Below are 18,515 nucleotides of genomic sequence, written 5' to 3'. Positions count from 1 at the left end.
GCGGCTCAGGCGAACTCGTACTTGGCGACGACTTCCTCGTCGAGTTCGATGCCGAGTCCCGGGCGCTGCGGCACCTGCACCTGATTCGACCCATAGCGCAACCGGGTCTCCGGCGTGAGCAGCTGTTCGAAGTTGTAGATGCCCTTCTCCAGCGCGAAGTACTCGACGACCAGCGTGTTCACCACCGCGCCGCACAGGTGCACGTGCAGGTTGTGGTGCCAGTGCGGCGCCATCCGCAGCCCGAACGCGTCGGCGGCGTGCGCGACCCGCAGCCACTCGGTGACTCCCCCGACCACGCCGGCGTCGGCTTGCACGATCGAGGCCGCGCCCGCCTCGATGAGCTGGCGGAATTCCCACCGGGTCTGGTGGATCTCACCGGTGGCGACCGGGGTGCGGATCTGCCTGGCCAGCTCGCCGTGCCCGGCGATCGCGTCCGGCGAGAGCGGTTCCTCGAACCACCACAGTTCCCGGTCGCCGGCCGCGCGCTCGAACGCCTCGATGGCGCGGCGGGCCTCGTGCACCGAGTGATAGGCGTTGTTGGCGTCGAGCGCGAGCCGGCCGGTGTCGCCGATCGCCTCGACCGCGGCGGCCACCCGGCGCGCGTCCTCGGCCACGCTCAGGCCGCCGACCTTGATCTTGTGATCGGTAAAGCCTTGTCCGGCATTGAATTCGATTTCCTTGCGCACGGCCTGGGTCCACTCGCCCTCGTCCGGCCGGTAGTAGCCGCCGGACGCGTAGGCGGGCAGTGGGGCGGTCGAGCCGCCGAGCAGGCTGGCCAGGGGTAGTCCGGCACGCTTCGCCCGCAGGTCCCAGAGCGCGATGTCGATGGCCGACAAGGCCCGCAGCACGGCGCCGCGCCGGCCCGCGAGCAGCGCCTCCTGGTAGGCCAGGCTCCACAGCCCGGACACGTCGTTGTGGTCGGCGCCGAGGTAGACCGGCGCGAGCACGTCGTCGACCGCGCACTTGGTCAGCGTGCCGCCGCTGGTGCCCGCGTAGGTGTAGCCGAGGCCGGTCGCGCCGGTGTCGTCGGCGACCTCGACCAGGACGTAGTGCCGATCGGTCAAGTCCCGGTTGGACATTCGGGTCGGCTTGTCCACCGGGATGCCGACCACGCGGGCTGAGATTCGGGTGATGGTCATCGACTGCTCCTCGCGGATGGGGCGGTGCGTACCGCCTGGATGTTGGCGAATTCCGTGGCGCCGTAGGTGCTCAGCTCGCGGCCGTGCCCGCTGGCTTTGACCCCGCCGACGGGCAGGCGCGGGTCGGATTCGGAGATGCGGTTGACGAAGACGGAGCCGGCCGCGATGTTGGCCGCGAGTTGCTCGACCCGGCCGAGGTCGCGACCCCAGATCGAGCAGCTCAATCCGTACGCGGAGGCGTTGGCCGCGGTCAGCGCCGCGGCCGCCGAGCCGACCGGCAGCAGCGCGCCGAGCGGCCCGAACGTTTCCTCTTGAAACGCAACGGAATACGTGTCCGGCACCTCGACGATGGTCGGCGTGAACCAGGCGCCCGGACCGGAATCGTCCGCGCCGCCGGCCAATACCTCGGCCCCGGTGGCGACCGTCGCGTGCAGCTGCCTGCGCAATTCGTCGCGCAGGTCTGCGCGCGCCATCGGGCCGATGTCGGTGCCCGGCAACGCCGGATCCCCGACCGCCAGCTTGCCGAGTTCGGCCACCATCGCCTCGGCGAACTCGGGAAAGATGGTCCGCTCGACGATGATGCGCTTCGCGGCGATACAGCTCTGCCCGGCATTGAGGAACCGGGAGCGCACCGCCGCGGCGGCCGCGGCACCCACCTCGGCATCGGACAGCACGATGAACGGATCGGACCCACCGAGTTCCAGCACGACCTTCTTGACCGCCCGCCCCGCACGAGCCCCGACGATCGCACCGACCCGATTGCTGCCGGTGAATGCCACCGCCGCGATGCGCGGATCGTCGATCAGCGGCCCGATCCGATCCGGCGGCAACAATACGCTGGTCAGCACCCCCGTGCCGCACACCTCGTCGAACAGCCGCTGCACGGCCAGCGCGCAACCGGTCACATTGTCGGCGTGCTTGAGCAGCACCGTGTTGCCGATCGCGATCGCGGGCAGCATCGACCGGAAGACCTGCCAGAACGGGTAGTTCCACGGCATGATGGCGAGAATGACGCCGAGCGGCCGGGTTCGGATCTGGCCGCCGTCCGGGAAAACGTCGACCGCTTGCGGCGCAACCAGATCCGGCACGCGATCGGCGTAGTAGTCACAGGTGAGTGCGCACTTCTCGATCTCGGCGAGCGCCTGGCTGATCGGCTTGCCCATCTCGGTGGTGATCAGCGCCGCCAGCGTCGGCGAGTCGGAGCGCAGCCGGGCGGCCAGCAGTCGCAGCCGATCGGCCCGGTCCGCGAACGGCTCGTCGACCGCCCGTCGGGCAGCGGCGACGGCCCGGTTCAACAGCGCCGACAGCTGATGATCCGGGGTGAAAGAGTATGTCTCGATGGGACTTCCGTCGACGGGATTGATGGTGGTGATCATCGGCCCGCCTTGACGGTGGATCGCGCGGCCAGCCAGTCCTGGAAGCGCCGGCCGAGGATCACCGGATTCTCCAGCAGCTTCGGTACGCCGGTGGCATTACCCACGGCGATGCGGACATGCAGGAACACCGGGCCGTCGAGAGCCAGCACCTCGGTCAGCCGTTTGCCGAGTTCTTCGGAATCGGCCGCCCGACGGACCGTCCAGCCCGCCGCGGCGGCCAGCTCCCCCAGGTCGATGCGCGAACCATAGGTCGGCAGGTTCGCCGTCGCGCCGTACACCCCGTTGTCCAGCAACACCATCACCAGCTTCGCCGGCCGCAGGAACCCCGCTGTCGCAAGCACATTCGGGTTCATCAGCAGCGACCCGTCGCCTTCGATCGTCACCACCTTCGGCACATCGGTGTCGGCGATCCCCAGCGCGACCCCGGTGGCCACCGAACCGGCCAGTCCCATCGCGTCGAGCAGATACAGGTGGTTCGGGCGATCCGCCACCGCCGCCAGCTCCCGGCTGGACGCGGCACAGGTCACCACCACCGGCAGGCCGGTCGTGTGGGTGGCGATAATGCGCAGTGCGTCAATGCGTTTCACGATCAGGCCGCCTTGCCGTCGGTCGCCCAGAAGTGCGCGAGCACCACCACGGGACGGAAAGTCATGCGGGCGTGCACCCCCGCCTCGGTGACCACCGCCGCCCAATCCTCGGGGCCGCTGCGCCGGTCGATCTCGAAGGCCTGGATGCCGAACTGGTCGAGCATGCGCGGCACGTGCTGGCTGAACGTGTGGATCATCGAGTTGTACTCACCGAGCCCGCCGCGGGTGTTCGCGACGATCAGCATCGGCAGGTGATAGGCCACGTTGAACGTGGTCAGCGCGGTCAGCGCATTGCCGAAACCGTTGTCCTGCATGACGATCGCGCCGAGCTTCCCGGTCAGCGGCAGCGCGCCGATCAGGCCGGCCGCCTCTTCCTCCCTGGAGAGCGGGAACACCCGCTCCGAGATGCCCGCCGCGCCGCCGCTGGTCTGCACCAGCGCGGTGATGACGGGCGCCACGCTGACCGATGGCACGTACCCGACCAGATCGACCTCCGCCGCCCAGATGCCTCTGGCGACGGACGTCGCATACGAGTTGGAATTCACCGAATGTCCCTTCGCCGGACCGGCTGCCGAGCGCAGCCCCTTGGTGTCTGCAACATACTACTCATTGTGAGTAGCATGCAACACTCGGTTAGGGGTGACCCCGAGCCAGTTTCGAACCGAACTGTCAGTAGGTGACTTGATCGCCCTCGGGCACCGACACCGAGACCCAGCGCCGCCATTCCGCGACCAGGCCGCGGTTGTCGTCGCTGCTGTGCGCGACGAGCAGATCACCGGAACGCACCAGGTGCTTGCGCATCGCGCGCTCGGCGCCGACGCCGTCGCGCTTGCGCAGCGCGTCGATGATGTCCCAGTGGTCTTTCAGCGCGGTATCCACCGGCTGATAGCGCGGCACGCTGTGCCTGCCGTCGAGGGCCAGCGTCTGGCGCAGCTCGTTGACGAACTTGGCCAACCGCCGATTGCCGCTGGCCTGCAGGATCAGTTCGTGCAGGCGCTCATCGGCGGCGAAGTACTCGGTGCCGCCGTCGGCGGTGCGCTCCATGATCCGGTATTCGGCCAGCATGGCCTCGTCGTCGCGGCTGGTCAGCACCGCGGCGGCGCTGCGGCAGGCCGGCGGTTCCAGCAGCACGCGCAGGCTGCACAGGTCGACGATGCCGCGACCGTCCTGCCCGAGCACCCGGGCGCCGCGGTTGCGCTCGATCTTGACCAGGCCCAGATCGGCCAGCTTCAGCAGCGCCTCGCGCACCGGCGTCCGGGAGGCCCCGAACCGTTCGCCCAGTTCCCGCGACGAGTAGAGGATGCCGCGCTCGAGCCGCCCTTGCCGGATCGCGTCCCGGATCTCGGCAGCGATCTGCTCGGACTTGCTGTCAACCGCGTCCTGCGACAAGGCACCTCTTCATGGAGCGAAAGCAATGGGAAATCGCCCGTGGCACACCGACCTCGGGCGATTCCCCAGCATAGCCGCTCAGGCGGCGGGTATCGCCGCGGCGCGACGGGCCCGGGTCCGCACGGCGATGGCGCCGACCACCACCAGCGCCCCGACGTTGGCCGAGATCATCACCGCGATCGCGACGCTGGTGTGCCCGCCGGACGCGTCCTTGATCCAGCCGAAGGCATACGGGCTGACGAACCCGGCCGCGTTGCCGAGCGAGTTGATCAACGCGATGCCGCTGGCCGCGCCCGCGCCGGCCAGGTATGCCGTCGGCACCGACCAGAACAGCGGTTTCGCCGTCTGCGCGGCCATGGTCGCCACGGTGATCGCGGTGAACGCCAGCAGCGGCGAGCCGAGCGCGAACGCCGTCACGGTGAACGCGACCACCGAGATGCCCAGCGCGATCAGCACCGGCCGCGCCGAACGGTCGTTACGTACCAGCCGCCCGGTGATGTACATCCCGATCGCGGCGAGCAGGAACGGGATCGCCGAGAGCCAGCCGATCTGGAAGCTGGTGAGCCCGTGCCCGACCTCCTTGACCACCGACGGCATCCAGTAGGCCAGCGGATATGCCCCGCACAGCAACAGGAAGTAGGCCAGGCACAGGGCCAGCACCCGCCTGTCCCGCAGCGCCGCGAGATGACCGGCCGGCGCCGTCCGCGCGCGCTCGGCGTTCTCCGCGTCCAAGGTTTCCTTCAGCCACGCACGCTCGGCGTCGTCGAGCCACTTCGCCTTGTCCGGCGACTCGGTGAGCAGGAAGAAGAACACCACGCCGAGCACGATCGCGGGCACGCCGCCGACGATGAAGATCCAGCGCCAGCCGGCCAATCCGAATGCGCCGTCGAAGGTGTCGAGAATCCATCCGTTCAGCGGACTGCCGAGCACGCTGGCCACCGGAATAGCTACCATCACGGTGGCAATCACCTTGGTGCGCTGGGCATTCGGATACCACCGGGCGAGATAGACGATGATGCCCGGAAAGAAGCCCGCCTCCGCGACGCCGAGCAGGAAGCGCAGCACATAGACCATCTCGACGCTGGTCGCGAACGCGGTCAGCGCCGCGATGAGGCCCCAGGTGACCAGGATCCGGCTGAGCCAGATCCGGGCGCCCACCTTGGTCATGATGATGTTGCTCGGCACCTCGGCCAGCACATATCCGACGAAGAAGATGCCGGCCACGAACCCGTACTGGGTCGCGCTCATGCCGAACGTCTCCTCCATGCCGAACTTGGCGAAGCTGACGTTGATCCGGTCGATATAGCTGACGATGTAGCCGATCACCAGCAACGGCACCACCCGGCGGGTGATCTTCCGGATTGCGTTCGCCTGCATGACTTCCCCCTCGATACGAGGGATCGCACGGTCCATCTTCTTTCCTCCACAGCACAGAGCCACAAGCTGCGATGGCATGCCACCTAGATTAGTAACATGTCTCACTTGATGAGTGGCATGCTACTCATGCTGTGACCTGACGCACAAGAGCTTCGCAGACGCGACGAAGGGAGATGGCCGAAATGCGCTAGTGCCGGGTTCAGCCGATCGGTGGCGCGAGGTATTCCAGCGCGTATCCGTCACCGGCAGGGGTGACGCGGGCGATGCCAGGCGAGTCGAGGTGCGCGCCGGCGACGAAATGGTGCGGCCCGGTCAGCTGTTCGAGCAGGCCCGCTCGCGCGACGCGGGCCTGGGACTGGTCACCGTCGAACTCCCAGGCCACGTTCGGCCGATCGAATTGCAGCGTGGGCACATGCACGGTGTCACCCCAGGCGAGCAGGTGGCCTGCGCCGCTGCGGATCTCGTAGACGGTGTGACCGGGGGTGTGGCCCGGCGCCGGGATCGCGGTGACCCAGTCGTTGATCGCGACCCGTTCCGACACGGGAACGACCCGGTCGCGGATCGGCGCGAGCCGCCCGGTGAACACCTCGGCGTCGCCCGCGCCGATCCACACCCGCTCGAGTCCGGGAAACGCCTCCGAACCGTCCGGCGCGATCAGCCCGCTGACATGGTCTTCGTGCCGGTGCGTGATGGCCACATCGGTGATCCGCGCGCGGTCGACGCCCGCCTCGTCGAGCGCGGTGTAGATCAATCCCATGGTCGGGTCGTGCCAGACGTCGGACCCGCCGGTGTCCACGAGCACCGACCGCGTGCCGTCGGTGACGAAGAAGGCGTTCACCGACAGTCTCAAGCTGTCGCCGACCAGCGGGACGGCGGGCGGCAGCGCCACGAGCACGCACCCGTCCTCGTCGCGGAGCCGGGTCGGCGGCATGTCGATGTACCCGTCGCGCAACGAAATCACTTGCAGATCGCCGAATTCGAACGTGGCATGGTGCCGGCCACTCGAGCTGAAACGCATGGAACCTCCATCAGGTGCGGCGCCTCGCGCGCCTCTCCGATAGAAGAGTACATCTTCTTTAGGAGAAAGCTAGACTGTGCGCGCAAAGCATCCATCGATCGAGGAGCAAGGTGGTCCAGCACGACACGAACGCGGCCGAACCACCGCCGCGCGACGACCTGGCCGGCGCGTTCGGCGGTAACGTGCGGCGACGCCGCGAGGAGGCCGGGCTGACGCTGGAGCAACTGTCCGTACAGTCCTCGGTCAGCCGGGCGATGCTGTCGAAGGTCGAACGCGGGGAGAAGAGCCCGACGATCGGGGTCGCGTCCAAGATCGCCCACGCGCTCGACGCGTCGCTCTCCGACCTGATCGGCGGACCGGCCGGCGGCGGATCCGGTGTGGCCGTCGCCCTGCGCAGGCACGAACGCCCCGTATTCCGTGACCCGGCAACCGGTTTCGAACGGCACATGGTGTCCGCGGCCCCGGGTGCGAGCGGCGCGGAGATGATCGTCCACCATCTCCCCGCGCACGTCTCGACCGGCCTGCTGCCCGCCTATCCGGCGGGCACGGAGAAGCAGCTCGTGGTGCTCGACGGCACCCTCACCGTCGCGATCGGCGGCATCATCGAAACCCTGAACACCGGCGACTCCCTGTTCTTCCAGGCCGACGCGGACCACGGTTTCGCCAACCGGACGAATGCCCGCTGCGAATACATCATGGTCATCACGCGCCGAACCTGATCGGCCGCTAGTTCGCGGCTTTCTCCGCGGCGACCACGACGTGCCGCATGAGCAGCGCGGTGGTGACGGGGCCGATCCCGCCGGGGACCGGGCTCAGGGCCGCGGCCTTGCCGCGCACCGAGTCGGCGTCGACATCGCCGACGATGCTGCCATCCGCGGCTTCGTTGGTGCCGACATCGATGACGACCGCGCCCTCGCGCACGTGCTTGCCGGTGACCAGGCCGATGCGTCCCGCCGCGGCGACGACGACGTCCGCCGCCGACGTGACCGCGGGCAGATCGGTCGTGCGCGAGTGACAGATGGTGACCGTGGCGTTTTCGGCGAGCAGCAGCTGCGCGAGCGGTTTGCCGACCACATTGGACCGCCCGACGACCGCGACATGCCGACCGGACAGCGGAATCTCGTGATGCTTCAGCAGTTCGACCACCGCCTCGGACGTCGCGGCGACGAACCCGTCGAGCCCGGAGGCGAGCAGGCCGAGCGACAGCGGGCTCACGCCGTCGACGTCCTTGGTCGCGGCGATCGCCGAGCTGACGTCTTCGAGGGTGATGCCGGCCGGCAACGGCGTCTGCAGCATGATGCCGTCGGTCGCGCGGTCCGCGCTGCGCGCGGCGAGTTCCGCGCGGATCGTGTCCGCGGTCGCGTCGGCACCGAGATCGACGGTGTCGCAAGCGATCCCGAGACGCTCGGCGGCCTTGCGCAGCGAGTTCACATACCAGGCGCTGGCCGGGTCGTCGTTCGCCACGATCAGGGCCAGGCGCGGCGCGGCGCCCGCCTCGGCGCGCGCGGCGGCACGTTGCTTGGTGTCGGCGTTGATGGCGGCGGCGAGTTCCTTGCCGGTCAGCGAAACGGTATCCACGCTGTCACACCTTATCGGGGCCGCCGTACGACGCGGCGACCGCGCCCGACGAGCCGCGCCCGGTTTGTCCCGATGCCCGAAATAAGCCGCAGAATCCGCCCGGCAAATACGCGATTTCCAGATCACGCCGCCGTATCGTGATCATGCTTGCCCACGGCTAACTGCCAGCACGTGCCCTACCCGTTCTATGCCCTCAGCATTTTCGCGGAAAGGTGTCGACTGTAGTGAAGATTTCGAGGCACTGGAAACATCTGGCCGCGTCCCTGTTCGCGGCCGTCATCGTCACCGGCCTGGCCGCCGTCCCTGCGCACGCCGGTGAGACCGACGCCCTCTACAACTCCGCCCAGCGCAACTTCACCGACGGCAACGACGTCGCCGGCCGCGCCGACCTGCGCGCCCTGATCGGCGCCGACCCCGGCGACGCCGACGCCCTTTCGCTGCAGGCCATCTGGTCGCACTACGCGGGCGACCTGCCCGCCCTCGCCGACGCGATGGCCCGGCTCAACGTCGTCGATCCCGGCATGGCGGCGGGCACGACCCACGTGCTCGACGCCATCGGCGCCGCGGTCGGCACGCTGCCGAATCCGCTGCCCGCGCTGATCGGCCCGCAGACCGGCATCGTGGTCCTCGGCTACGGCCTGCTGCCCGACGGCGCGCTGCGCCCCGAGCTGGTGAACCGGCTGACCGCGGCCTGGCTGCAATCGATCGCCGCACCCATGTCCCCCATCGTGGTGACCGGCGGCAATCCGCAGAACGGCATCCCCGAGGCGGACGCGATGGCGGGCTGGCTGATCGGCCACGGCGTGCCACCGAACCGGATCAGCGTGGAGGGCCGGGCCGGGTCGACCGTGCAGAACGCGCTGTTCGGCACGCAGAAGCTGCGCGAGGCCGGCGCGACCAGCGCGGTGGTCGTCACCTCGCCCAACCACATCCGGCGCGCGGTCGCCGACTTCATCGTGGCGGGCACCCAGGTGGTCGGCGCGACCACCTCGCTGGAACAGCTGGTCTCCCAGCTGCCGCCGCCGGCCCGGCAGTCCCAGCGCGGCATCTACCTCGACGCCACCCGCACGTTCGAGTTGGACACTTCGCGCTGAGCTCAGCGCCCGCATCCGGGGTCCGCGCGGATCCCGGGTGCGCGGCGGTCCGGACCGGCAGCACCGGGAAATCCAGTGGCCCGACAGCGCGCCGGCACGGCAGGATGTCCGGGTGATGGCAGCTAGCACCGAGGTGGTCGAGGTCTTACGCGCGGCGGGATGCGTCTTCGCCGAGGACGAGGCCCGCCTGCTCACCGCCGCCGCCGCGGAAACCGGCGCCGAGCTGAACGCCCTGGTGGCGCAGCGGGTCGCCGGCACTCCCCTGGAACATCTGCTCGGCTGGGCCGAATTCCACGGCCTGCGGGTCGCGGTGGCGCCGGGTGTATTCGTGCCCCGCCAGCGCACCGCTTTTCTCGTCGACGTCGCCGCGGATCTGGTCCGCGCCCGCGACCGTCACTGTGTTGTCGTCGATTTATGTTGCGGCTCAGGCGCTTTGGGTCTGGCGCTGGCCACGATGCTGGCCGCCGAGCACACCGCGGTCACGCTCGCCGCCGCCGATGTCGACCCCGCGGCCGTCGAGTGCGCTCGGCGCAACCTCACGCCGATCGGCGCACCCGTCTACCAGGGCGACCTGTTCGAGCCACTGCCCGAAGAACTGCACGGCTGCCTCGACATCCTGCTCGCCAACACCCCGTACGTCCCGTCCGGCCTGATCGAGCGGATGCCGCCGGAAGCCCGCGACCACGAACCGCGCGCCGCCCTCGACGGCGGGCCGGACGGCCTGGACATCTTCCGCCGCGTCGCCGCGGGCGCCCGGACCTGGCTCGCTCCCGGCGGCCACCTGCTGATCGAATCCAGTCAGACGCAGGCACCGGTCGCGCTCGACGTGCTGAACGAGCACGGGCTCACCGGCCGGATCGCCGAATCCGACGAGGACTACGCCACCGTCGTCATCGGCACCAGACCCGCCCGCTAGCCCTACTTCTTGCGACCGGTGAACTCGTCCATCGAGTGGTAGACACCGACGGTGTTGAGGAACAGGTCGCGCAACTTGATCGGCAGGATGCCGGACAACGCCTTGTTCAGCCGCGAGGTCCACGGCAGGATCACCAGCGGTGTGCCGTTCTTCATCGCCCGCCACGAGGTGTCGACCACCTCGTCCTGCTCCAGGATCGGGGTGAACAGGAATCCCTTGGCGCCGTCGAACATTCCGGTGTTGATGTAGGTCGGGCAGACCGTCGTCACCCGGACGTGTTCGTGCCCCGCCTGCTCCAGCTCGATGCGCACCGAATCCGACCAGCCGAGCGCCGCCCACTTGGACGCCGCGTACACGCTCATCCGCGGATTCGACACCAGACCGGCGGACGACGCGATGGTCAGCACCCGCGCCTCGGCCGAGCCGGCCACCATGGCGGGCAGGAATTCGAGGGTGACGTACATCGGCGCGTGCGCGTTGATCGCCATCGTCTTCTCGATGTCGCCGCGATTCTCCGTCTCCCAGAAGTAGCTGTTGCCCCGGACGATGCCCGCGTTGTTGACCAGGACGTCGATGGCGCCGACCTCGGCGCGGACCGACTCCGCCGCCTCGGCGATGGCGTCCGGCGCGGACACGTCGACCACGAAGTGGTGGATGGTGCCGCCGAGACCGGTCAGCTCCGCGGCGGTCTCCTTCAGCGCGAGCTCGTTGATATCCCACAGCACCACCGCGGCCGCGCCCTCGCGCACCGCCCGCTCGGCGAACAGCTTGCCCAGGCCCATCGCGGCGCCCGTGACGAGCACCTTCTTGCCCGCAACCGTGTCGAGTCTCATCCGTTCCTGTCCTGTCGATTCTGCTGAAAGTTACTTCTGCCGAAGCTTTTTCATGACCCCGAAGTAGAGCGTCATGGTTTTGGCCCACAGCTCCTCGGACATGCCGGGCAGCGGTGCGATCGGCAGCATCCGCTGCACCGCGATGGTCTGGGTGTCGATGTATTTCAGCAGGCCCTCGGCGCCGTGCCTGCGTCCGGTGCCGGAGATGCCGAGCCCGCCGGACGGGGCGTCGGCGCTACCCCAGGCCGCGATGAAGCCCTCGTTCACGTTCACCGAACCGGCGTTGATCCGCGCCGCGACCTCGCGGCCACGGCCGATGTCCTTGGTCCAGACGCTGGCGTTCAGGCCGTAGGCGGTGTCGTTGGCCTGCTCGACCGCCTCGTCGTCGCTGCCGACCCGATAGATCGACACGACCGGGCCGAAGGTCTCCTCGCGGTACACGGTCATGCCGGGCCGCACGCCGCTCAGCACCGTCGGTTCGTAGAAGTACGGGCCGAGATCGGGCCGGTGCTTGCCGCCGGCCAGCACCGTCGCGCCCTTGGCCACCGCGTCGTCGACATGCGAACGGACCGTGTCCAATTGGCGCGGGAAGGTCAGCGAGCCCATGTCGTTGTCGTAGTTCAGCCCGCCGCCGAGCGCGATTCCCCGGACGTGCTCGACGAATTCGCTGACGAACTGGTCATACACCTTGTCGTGCACATAGATTCGCTCCATCGATTCGCACAGCTGCCCGGCCGAGGCAAAGCAGGCGCGGATGGCGATCTTGGCCGCCCTGGACACGTCGGCGTCGGCGAGCACCACCAGTGGATTCTTGCCGCCGAGCTCGAGCGAGTAGCCGATGAGCCGCTCGCCCGCCTGCTGCGCGATGGTGCGGCCGGTCGCGCTGGAACCGGTGTAGTCGACGTAGTCCGCGCGGCCGATCACCTCGTGCCCGATCACCGAGCCACGGCCGAGTACCGCCTGCCACAACCCCTTCGGCAGGCCGGCCCGTTCGGCGGCATCGATGGCCCAGAGCGCGGTGATCGCGGTCTGGTTGTCCGGGCGCGCGACCACCGCGTTGCCCGCGACCAGGGCGGGCAGGGCGTCGGAGGCGGCCAGCGCGAGCGGGTAGTTCCACGGCGAGATCACCGCGACCACGCCCTTGGGCCGGTGCCGCACGTCGACCTGGGTGAGCACCGGCAGCACACCGCGCGGTTTGCGGGTGGCCAGCAGTTTCGCGGCGACCTGCGCGTAGTACCTGGCGTTGACCGCCACATCGCCGACCTCGTCGAAGGCGTGCGCCCGCGACTTGCCGGTCTCGGTCTGCACGATGTCGAGGATGGTGTCCTGCTCGGCGAGCACGATGTCGTGGAAGCGGCGCAGCACTGCGGCGCGCTCGCGGATCGGGCGGCGGGCCCACTCCTGCTGCGCCGCGCGGGCCGTCGCGAAGGCCCGTTCGATGTCGGCGACCGAGGACTGCGGCAGGTTCGCCAGCTTGCGTCCGGTGGCCGGCGCGAACACCTCGACCGCGGGCGCGCCACCGGCGACCGCGCGGGCAAGCAACGGCTCTACCAGCGACGATGGCAATGCGTCGGCGGCGGCGAGCTGGGAGGCGGTCGTCATTGTCGGCCCTCTCATCGGACGGTCGGACGAGCCGGAAGCGCACCCGCCTTTAACTGAACACTAGTGTTAGATTAATAGGCGTGCCACACCTCGTGTCAAGCTCTTCGTCATGGAACACAGACATGACCGGCGGTTCGCTGTGAGCCGGCACCATGTCCACGAGGCGCGATGACCGAGGCGACGACGCGGCGCGGCCGACCGCCGCAGACGCAGGAGCAGGCCGAGGAGGTCCGCGCCCGGATCGTGCTCGCCACCGCCGAGGTGTTCACCCGCAACGGGTCGCGCGGGCTGAGCGTCGCGCAGATCATCGAGCAGGCGGGACTGGCCCGCCCCACCTTCTACCGCTACTTCGGCAACGCGACCGAGCCGCTGCACGTGCTGCTCAACACCTCGAACGACGGCCTGGTCGACGGCATCCGGCTGGCGCTGACCGGCACCGACGAACCCGTCGACCTGGGCATCCGCCTCATCGACGCCTACCTCGACTGGGCCGGCGGGCACGGCGCGATGCTGCGCCCGCTGTTCGCCGAACTGCACGACCCCGGCTCGCCGGTCTCGGCGTATCGCGAACGCGCGCTGGACGATATCCGCGCCCTCGTCCGCGCGAGATTCACCGAACTCGGCCGCCCGGTGCCCAGCCCGCTGGATCTCGATGCGGCGCTGCACGTCTGCGAGTACATCGTCTACCGCATCTCCGCGGGCACCGAACCCGGCGGCGAGCCGGACCCGGAAACGGTTGCCGCGGGACGGCTTACGATGATCCGCGTCCTGCTGACCACCCTCGGCACCCGCACCGACCTCGAATACGCGATGCGGCTGCCGGGCATCTTCCCGGTGTGATCGCGGCGGGCCGGCCGCGTGCCGACCCGCGAACTCGGCGAACGACGCTGGTCGCCGAGTCCACAGGTTTCAGGACACCGGCGCGAAACGCTCGATGTACAGCGAGGCCGTCGGGTCGTGCAGCGACAGCACCTGTCGCGCGGACTCGGCCAACGGCGGTGGGGCGCAGACATATACGGCCGCGCCGGTCGGCGCCTGCTCGAAGATCATCCACGGGTTCGGCCTGCCGAACTCGTCGTCCGGGCGCACCACCACATCGCCGCCGGTCAGTCGCGCCAGTTCGCACAGGAACGGCATCCGGGCCCGGGAACGACCGAAATACATCAGCCGCCACGGCGTTCCGGCGCGTTCGGCCGCGTGGACCATCGAGAGAATCGGCGCGATCCCGATGCCGCCGGCGACGAACAGGTACTGCCGCGCCTCGATGAACGGGAAGGTGTTGCGCACCGCACGCACCGACAGCCGGTCACCCGCGCGTAACCGCGCGTGGATCTCGGCCGATCCACCGTCGCCATCGGCGATGTGGCGCACGGCAATTCGGTATCGCCCTCGATCGGCCGGATCACTGGTCAGCGAATACTGCCGCCGCCTGCCCGAGGGCAGCACGACGTCGAGGTGCGCACCGGGCAACCATGCGGGTAACGGCACCTCGTGCGGATCGGTCAAGACCAGGCTGACCACCCCGTCGGCCTCCGGCTCGATCCGATCGATGACGACCTGCGGCATCGAAACCGACTGCGCCACATCCGCTTCCACGAACGTCCGCCGGTGCGCGTCGGCGGCCATCATCCGCAGCCCGGAACCCGCCCGATACCCTTCCTCGACGACCGTCACGCGACCGCGTTCGCCTGATCCGCACACACCGTGGAGCCCATCTCGCAACCCTCATCTCTGATCGGCGAAGCCCAGCACCGGCAACGAAGCCCAGTATCCTGGCAATCTATTGATGACATCAGACGCTGTCAACATCGCCCGAGGTCGGTATCTCGCCTGTGAGAAGATGGCGGGATGGTCGCCGAAGACGACGGGTCCATCCCCGGCATGCGCCGTTGGCGCGGACGGTCCCCCGCCGATCGGGTCGCCGGACGCCGTGAGCAGCTCATCGAGGCCTGCACCGAGCTGATGGCCACCGTGGGCGCCGCCGAGACCTCGATGCGCGGCGTGTGCCGGCAGGCCGGGCTCACCGAACGCTATTTCTACGAGAGCTTCGCGAACCTGGACGCGCTGCTCACCACCGTGCTGGACGCCGTCGTCCTCGGCGCGCGGGACCGATTACTCGACGCGTTACCTGAGGCGCCGATCGAACGCGACGCCATGTTCCGTCATCTGGTCGGCGTCTTCACCGACTACCTGGTCGACGATCGCCGCCGGGGCCGGATCATGTTCGTCGAATCGCAGGCCACCCCGGTGCTGATGCCCCGCGCCAACGAACTGATCGGGTTATTCACGGCGCCGATCGCTCTGACGATCGGCGCCGGCGACTACTCGAACGCACCACCCGACGAACACGACAACGCCCTCAACGCCAGCGCCATCTTCGGCGCCCTCGCCTACCTCTACCGGCCCTGGCTGGACGGCGAGATCCCGGTCCCCCGCGCGCGATTCGACGACCACGCCGCGACCGTGCTGGAACACATTGCCCGCGCCCGTTCTTCGGTGCGTACCGAGGCCTAGTCCGCCACCGCCACCGGCGCGCGATGCCCGGCCCGCGCGAAACTGATCGTGTCATCGGCGACCGAGCCGTGCCGCAGCGTGACCAGATCGCGCAGATAGTTCATCCGCAACCGCCACGGCGCCCGGTCGCCCTGGATCGGGAACTCGCTCGCGGACCGCAGCACATAGCCGGGATTGAAGTCGGCGAACAACGATTCGGCGCCGACCGACGGGTCACCCACCGGCATGCAGCGCACGTAACCGTGCCGGTCCATGTGCCGGAGCAACCGAACCACGTACTCGGACACCAGATCCGCCTTGAGCGTCCACGAGGCGTTGGTGTAGCCGATGATGTAGGCGAAGTTCGGCACGTCCGAGAGCATCATCGCCTTGTAGGCCATGCGTTCCGACAGCTTCACCGGCTTGCCGTCCACCACCAGGTCCATGCCGCCGAACGCGAGCAGGTTCAATCCCGTTGCGGTGACGATGATGTCGGCGTCCAGCGTCGCGCCGGAGGCCAGGCGCAGGCCGGTCTCGGTGAACGTCTCGATCCGGTCGGTGACGATCTCCAGCTTGTCCTTGCGGATGGCCCGGAAGAAATCGTTGTTGGGAGTCAGGCAAAGTCGCTGATCCCACGGGTCGTAACGGGGCGTGAAATGGGTGTCGATGTCATAGCCCGGCGGCAGCCAGCGTTGCTGGAGGCCGCGGATGCGTTCGCGCATCCAGGCCGGATAACGTTGGCTCAGTTCATACATCGTGGTCGTGAAGGCCACGTTCTTGGCCCGGATCACCGCATAGGCCGCCCGCGGCGACAGGTAGCGGCGCACCTTCATCGCGATCTTGTCCTTGGCCGGACGGGACACGATATAGCTCGGACTCCGCTGCACCATGGTGACCTGCGCACCCTGCTCGGTCAGCGCGGGCCCGAGGGTGACCGCGGTGGCGCCGCTGCCGATCACCACCACCCTCTTGTTCGCGTAATCGAGGCCCGCGGGCCAGGACTGGGGATGCACCACGGGTCCGGTGAAGCGGTCGGCACCGGGGAACTCCGGCACATACGGCTCGTCGTATCGGTAGTAGCCGGAGCAGGAGAACAGGAAACCGGCGGTGAGCGTGACGGTTTCGCCGGTGTCGGTGCGCTCGGCGGTCACGGTCCAGCGGTTGTCCGGCGAGGACCATTCGGCGCGCAGCACCCGGTGCCGGAACCGGATGTGGCGATCGATGCCGTTCTCCGCGGCCGTCTCCCGGACATAGTCGAGGATCGTGTCGCCGTCGGCGATCGACTTCTCCCCGAGCCACGGCTTGAACCGGTAACCGAGGGTGTACATGTCGGAGTCGGAGCGAATTCCGGGATACCGGAACAGATCCCAGGTCCCGCCGAGCGCCGCGCGCCCCTCCAGGATCGCGTAGGTCCGGCGCGGGAACGCTCGCTGCAACTGATAGGCCGCGCCGATGCCGGACAGTCCGGCCCCGACAATGAGCACATCGATGTGCTCGGTAGCGGTTGTCATCGCTGTCTCCTCGGCTAGGCGGGGTGCGTGCCCAGCCTACGACCCAGACAGTCGGTTCCGCGCAGCCGGATGAATCGTGGGATGTATACGTCGCGCGCCGTGCACGGATTCCGTTCGGCCGCAACGTAGTTAAGCATTGAACGAGAGGACCGTCCCGAGCGGAACCGAACGGCATCCCGCCGCCCGGCCCGCAGTGAACTCACTCACATCACGGCGGCGCACCACCCATTCCCCGCTCTCGAACATTGCGTTAGCTGACTATTTGCCAACTCGCGAGTTCCGTGCCGCACACAGCGCCGCCCGGCCGGTGCGCACCGGACCCGAAAACCATTGGCGACCCGCAAAATTCATGCCGCAGCGGCACTGTTCCACCTCCATAGCCAGCCGGTCACCAGTTAGTGATACCTCACGAAACACTTACTCTCACACTGTCGCTCACCCCAACACCCGAGCCATAGGCGTTCCTAGTTACCGTCGGGTAGTGTCCGTCGCACCGAAGATCAGAGACGATCCGGAACCGTTTCTTTCCACGATTTCCAGGAGCGCGCGTGTCGCATTCTCGATTCGAATCCATCGGCGCCTATCTGCCTTCGAATATCGTCACGACCCAGGAGCTGCTCTCCCGGCTCAAGGAACCCCCGTCTTTCGATCTCGAAAAAATTACCGGCGTGAAACAACGCCGGGTGCACGACACGAACCCGGACAGCTACGAGGACTCCTTCGCGATCGCGATGAAGGCCGCCGAGGACTGTCTATCCAGGTCGCGCTACGACGCGAGCGAGCTCGACGTCATCATCTCCACCTCCATCACGCGGAGCAAGCACGCCACCCGCATGTACATGGAACCGTCCTTCGCCGGTTCGATAAGCCGTCTTATTGGCGCGTCCAAGGCCATTACGTTCGATGTGTCGAACGCCTGCGCCGGAATGCTCACCGGCACCTACATTCTGGACCGGATGATCCGCTCGGGTGCGGTGCGCAACGGCATGGTGGTCAGCGGTGAGGCCATTACTCCGATCGCCGACACCGCGGTGGCCGAGATTTCGGAGAAATACGATCTGCAGTTCGCGTCGCTGTCGGTGGGCGACTCGGGCGCCGCGGTCGTGCTGGACGAGGCCGTCGACGACAACGACAAGATCCACTACATCGAGATGATGACCGCGGCGGAGTACTCGCAGCTGTGTCTCGGCATGCCCAGCGACAAGAGCCAGGGTGTTGCGCTGTACACCGATAACCGCAAAATGCACAACGAAGACCGCTTCCTGTTGGGCACCAACAGCCAGATCAACTACCTCCAGGCCCAGGGCCGCACCTTCGCCGACGAGCAGTTCGACTACGTCATCCACCACCAGTTCGGCGCGGCCGCCATTCCGTGGATGAACGCCATCTGCGAGCGCGAGTTCGGCACCCCGATGCCGCCGGATCTGCGGGTCATCGAGAAGTACGGAAACACCTCCACCACTTCGCATTTCATCGTCCTGCACGATCAGCTCAGCGACCAGAACATCCCGGCGGGCTCGAAGCTGCTGATGATTCCGGCCGCCTCCGGCATCGTGACCGGCTTCCTGTCCACCACCATCTCGTCGCTGAAGGTCTGAGGTC

General features: G+C 68.2%; 18 protein-coding genes. 6 read left to right on the top strand and 12 right to left on the bottom strand.

Annotation, left to right across the window (positions count from 1 at the left end; translation table 11 throughout):
* Positions 1–5: 5 nt before the first annotated feature.
* From ACFYO1_RS10095 to ACFYO1_RS10065, 7 genes are all read right to left on the bottom strand, one after another.
* Positions 6–1,139, bottom strand: a complete 1,134-nt coding sequence (locus ACFYO1_RS10095; protein WP_387228982.1) for a mandelate racemase/muconate lactonizing enzyme family protein — start codon at positions 1,137–1,139, stop codon at positions 6–8.
* Positions 1,136–2,515 carry an aldehyde dehydrogenase family protein gene (locus ACFYO1_RS10090; RefSeq protein ID WP_387228980.1) on the bottom strand — a complete coding sequence of 460 codons (1,380 nt, stop codon included), beginning with the start codon at positions 2,513–2,515 and terminating at the stop codon, positions 1,136–1,138. The genes ACFYO1_RS10095 and ACFYO1_RS10090 overlap by 4 nt, the downstream gene beginning before the upstream one ends.
* Positions 2,512–3,102 (bottom strand): thiamine pyrophosphate-dependent enzyme, encoded by a 591-nt coding sequence (locus tag ACFYO1_RS10085; RefSeq protein WP_387228978.1) that lies wholly within the window; start codon positions 3,100–3,102, stop codon positions 2,512–2,514. Before ACFYO1_RS10085 ends, ACFYO1_RS10090 begins: the two co-directional genes overlap by 4 nt.
* Positions 3,103–3,104: 2 nt before the next feature.
* Positions 3,105–3,647 carry a thiamine pyrophosphate-binding protein gene (locus tag ACFYO1_RS10080; RefSeq protein WP_387228976.1) on the bottom strand — a complete coding sequence of 181 codons (543 nt, stop codon included), beginning with the start codon at positions 3,645–3,647 and terminating at the stop codon, positions 3,105–3,107.
* Positions 3,648–3,771: 124 nt separating this feature from the next.
* Positions 3,772–4,491 carry a GntR family transcriptional regulator gene (locus ACFYO1_RS10075; RefSeq protein ID WP_387228975.1) on the bottom strand — a complete coding sequence of 240 codons (720 nt, stop codon included), beginning with the start codon at positions 4,489–4,491 and terminating at the stop codon, positions 3,772–3,774.
* Positions 4,492–4,569: 78 nt separating this feature from the next.
* On the bottom strand, positions 4,570–5,868 hold the full coding sequence (locus ACFYO1_RS10070) for an MFS transporter (RefSeq protein ID WP_387228973.1): 1,299 nt from the start codon (positions 5,866–5,868) through the stop codon (positions 4,570–4,572).
* A 199-nt stretch (positions 5,869–6,067) separates the two neighbouring features.
* A complete protein-coding gene (locus ACFYO1_RS10065; RefSeq protein ID WP_387228972.1) occupies positions 6,068–6,886 on the bottom strand; it encodes an MBL fold metallo-hydrolase in 819 nt (272 codons plus the stop codon).
* A 110-nt stretch (positions 6,887–6,996) separates the two neighbouring features.
* Here ACFYO1_RS10065 and ACFYO1_RS10060 point away from each other — a divergent pair, with 110 nt between their 5' ends.
* Positions 6,997–7,605 (top strand): helix-turn-helix domain-containing protein, encoded by a 609-nt coding sequence (locus ACFYO1_RS10060; RefSeq protein ID WP_387228969.1) that lies wholly within the window; start codon positions 6,997–6,999, stop codon positions 7,603–7,605.
* Positions 7,606–7,612: 7 nt separating this feature from the next.
* Here ACFYO1_RS10060 and ACFYO1_RS10055 read toward each other — a convergent pair whose 3' ends face one another.
* Positions 7,613–8,464 carry a bifunctional 5,10-methylenetetrahydrofolate dehydrogenase/5,10-methenyltetrahydrofolate cyclohydrolase gene (locus tag ACFYO1_RS10055; protein ID WP_387228967.1) on the bottom strand — a complete coding sequence of 284 codons (852 nt, stop codon included), beginning with the start codon at positions 8,462–8,464 and terminating at the stop codon, positions 7,613–7,615.
* Positions 8,465–8,688: 224 nt separating this feature from the next.
* Between ACFYO1_RS10055 and ACFYO1_RS10050 the strand changes: the two genes are divergently transcribed.
* Together ACFYO1_RS10050 and ACFYO1_RS10045 are read left to right on the top strand one after the other, a co-directional pair.
* Complete coding sequence (locus ACFYO1_RS10050) at positions 8,689–9,558, top strand: YdcF family protein (protein ID WP_387228965.1); 870 nt, start codon at positions 8,689–8,691, stop codon at positions 9,556–9,558.
* Between the two features lie 115 nt (positions 9,559–9,673).
* Entirely contained in the window at positions 9,674–10,474 is an 801-nt protein-coding gene (locus ACFYO1_RS10045) for a putative protein N(5)-glutamine methyltransferase (protein WP_387228964.1), read from the top strand.
* A gap of 2 nt (positions 10,475–10,476) precedes the next feature.
* Here ACFYO1_RS10045 and ACFYO1_RS10040 read toward each other — a convergent pair whose 3' ends face one another.
* Positions 10,477–11,307, bottom strand: coding sequence for an SDR family oxidoreductase (locus tag ACFYO1_RS10040; RefSeq protein ID WP_387228962.1), 831 nt, complete (start codon positions 11,305–11,307; stop codon positions 10,477–10,479).
* A gap of 30 nt (positions 11,308–11,337) precedes the next feature.
* Positions 11,338–12,909: a succinic semialdehyde dehydrogenase gene (locus ACFYO1_RS10035; protein WP_387228960.1), complete on the bottom strand. Its 1,572-nt coding sequence runs from the start codon at positions 12,907–12,909 to the stop codon at positions 11,338–11,340.
* Positions 12,910–13,077: 168 nt separating this feature from the next.
* On the opposite strand from ACFYO1_RS10035, the gene ACFYO1_RS10030 reads away from it, so the two are divergent.
* Positions 13,078–13,749 (top strand): TetR/AcrR family transcriptional regulator, encoded by a 672-nt coding sequence (locus ACFYO1_RS10030; RefSeq protein WP_387228958.1) that lies wholly within the window; start codon positions 13,078–13,080, stop codon positions 13,747–13,749.
* Between the two features lie 69 nt (positions 13,750–13,818).
* Here ACFYO1_RS10030 and ACFYO1_RS10025 read toward each other — a convergent pair whose 3' ends face one another.
* The gene (locus ACFYO1_RS10025; protein WP_387228956.1) at positions 13,819–14,583 is read right to left on the bottom strand and encodes a ferredoxin reductase; all 765 of its coding nucleotides are present in this window, start codon (positions 14,581–14,583) and stop codon (positions 13,819–13,821) included.
* A 174-nt stretch (positions 14,584–14,757) separates the two neighbouring features.
* On the opposite strand from ACFYO1_RS10025, the gene ACFYO1_RS10020 reads away from it, so the two are divergent.
* The gene (locus tag ACFYO1_RS10020; RefSeq protein WP_387228953.1) at positions 14,758–15,423 is read left to right on the top strand and encodes a TetR/AcrR family transcriptional regulator; all 666 of its coding nucleotides are present in this window, start codon (positions 14,758–14,760) and stop codon (positions 15,421–15,423) included.
* On the opposite strand, the gene ACFYO1_RS10015 is transcribed toward ACFYO1_RS10020, so the two are convergent.
* Positions 15,420–16,913 carry a flavin-containing monooxygenase gene (locus ACFYO1_RS10015; protein ID WP_387228952.1) on the bottom strand — a complete coding sequence of 498 codons (1,494 nt, stop codon included), beginning with the start codon at positions 16,911–16,913 and terminating at the stop codon, positions 15,420–15,422. The genes ACFYO1_RS10020 and ACFYO1_RS10015 overlap by 4 nt on opposite strands.
* A 548-nt stretch (positions 16,914–17,461) precedes the next feature.
* On the opposite strand from ACFYO1_RS10015, the gene ACFYO1_RS10010 reads away from it, so the two are divergent.
* Positions 17,462–18,511, top strand: coding sequence for a 3-oxoacyl-ACP synthase III family protein (locus ACFYO1_RS10010; RefSeq protein ID WP_387228950.1), 1,050 nt, complete (start codon positions 17,462–17,464; stop codon positions 18,509–18,511).
* The last annotated feature ends 4 nt before the right edge of the window (positions 18,512–18,515 follow it).

Origin of the sequence: Nocardia sp. NPDC006044 (assembly GCF_042871115.1) — a bacterium.
Lineage (GTDB): Bacteria > Actinomycetota > Actinomycetes > Mycobacteriales > Mycobacteriaceae > Nocardia.
Note: the sequence above shows the minus strand (reverse complement) of the source record. Positions and strands in the feature narration are given on the sequence as shown.

Excerpts from the sequence above, each read along its gene's own strand:
- ACFYO1_RS10090 (WP_387228980.1), bottom strand. The coding sequence starts at position 2,515 with ATGATCACCACCATCAATCCCGTCGACGGAAGTCCCATCGAGACATAC.
- ACFYO1_RS10020 (WP_387228953.1), top strand. The coding sequence starts at position 14,758 with ATGGTCGCCGAAGACGACGGGTCCATCCCCGGCATGCGCCGTTGGCGC.
- ACFYO1_RS10035 (WP_387228960.1), bottom strand. The coding sequence starts at position 12,909 with ATGACGACCGCCTCCCAGCTCGCCGCCGCCGACGCATTGCCATCGTCG.
- ACFYO1_RS10030 (WP_387228958.1), top strand. The coding sequence starts at position 13,078 with ATGACCGAGGCGACGACGCGGCGCGGCCGACCGCCGCAGACGCAGGAG.
- ACFYO1_RS10065 (WP_387228972.1), bottom strand. The coding sequence starts at position 6,886 with ATGCGTTTCAGCTCGAGTGGCCGGCACCATGCCACGTTCGAATTCGGC.
- ACFYO1_RS10045 (WP_387228964.1), top strand. The coding sequence starts at position 9,674 with ATGGCAGCTAGCACCGAGGTGGTCGAGGTCTTACGCGCGGCGGGATGC.
- ACFYO1_RS10040 (WP_387228962.1), bottom strand. The coding sequence starts at position 11,307 with ATGAGACTCGACACGGTTGCGGGCAAGAAGGTGCTCGTCACGGGCGCC.
- ACFYO1_RS10070 (WP_387228973.1), bottom strand. The coding sequence starts at position 5,868 with ATGCAGGCGAACGCAATCCGGAAGATCACCCGCCGGGTGGTGCCGTTG.
- ACFYO1_RS10015 (WP_387228952.1), bottom strand. The coding sequence starts at position 16,913 with ATGACAACCGCTACCGAGCACATCGATGTGCTCATTGTCGGGGCCGGA.
- ACFYO1_RS10095 (WP_387228982.1), bottom strand. The coding sequence starts at position 1,139 with ATGACCATCACCCGAATCTCAGCCCGCGTGGTCGGCATCCCGGTGGAC.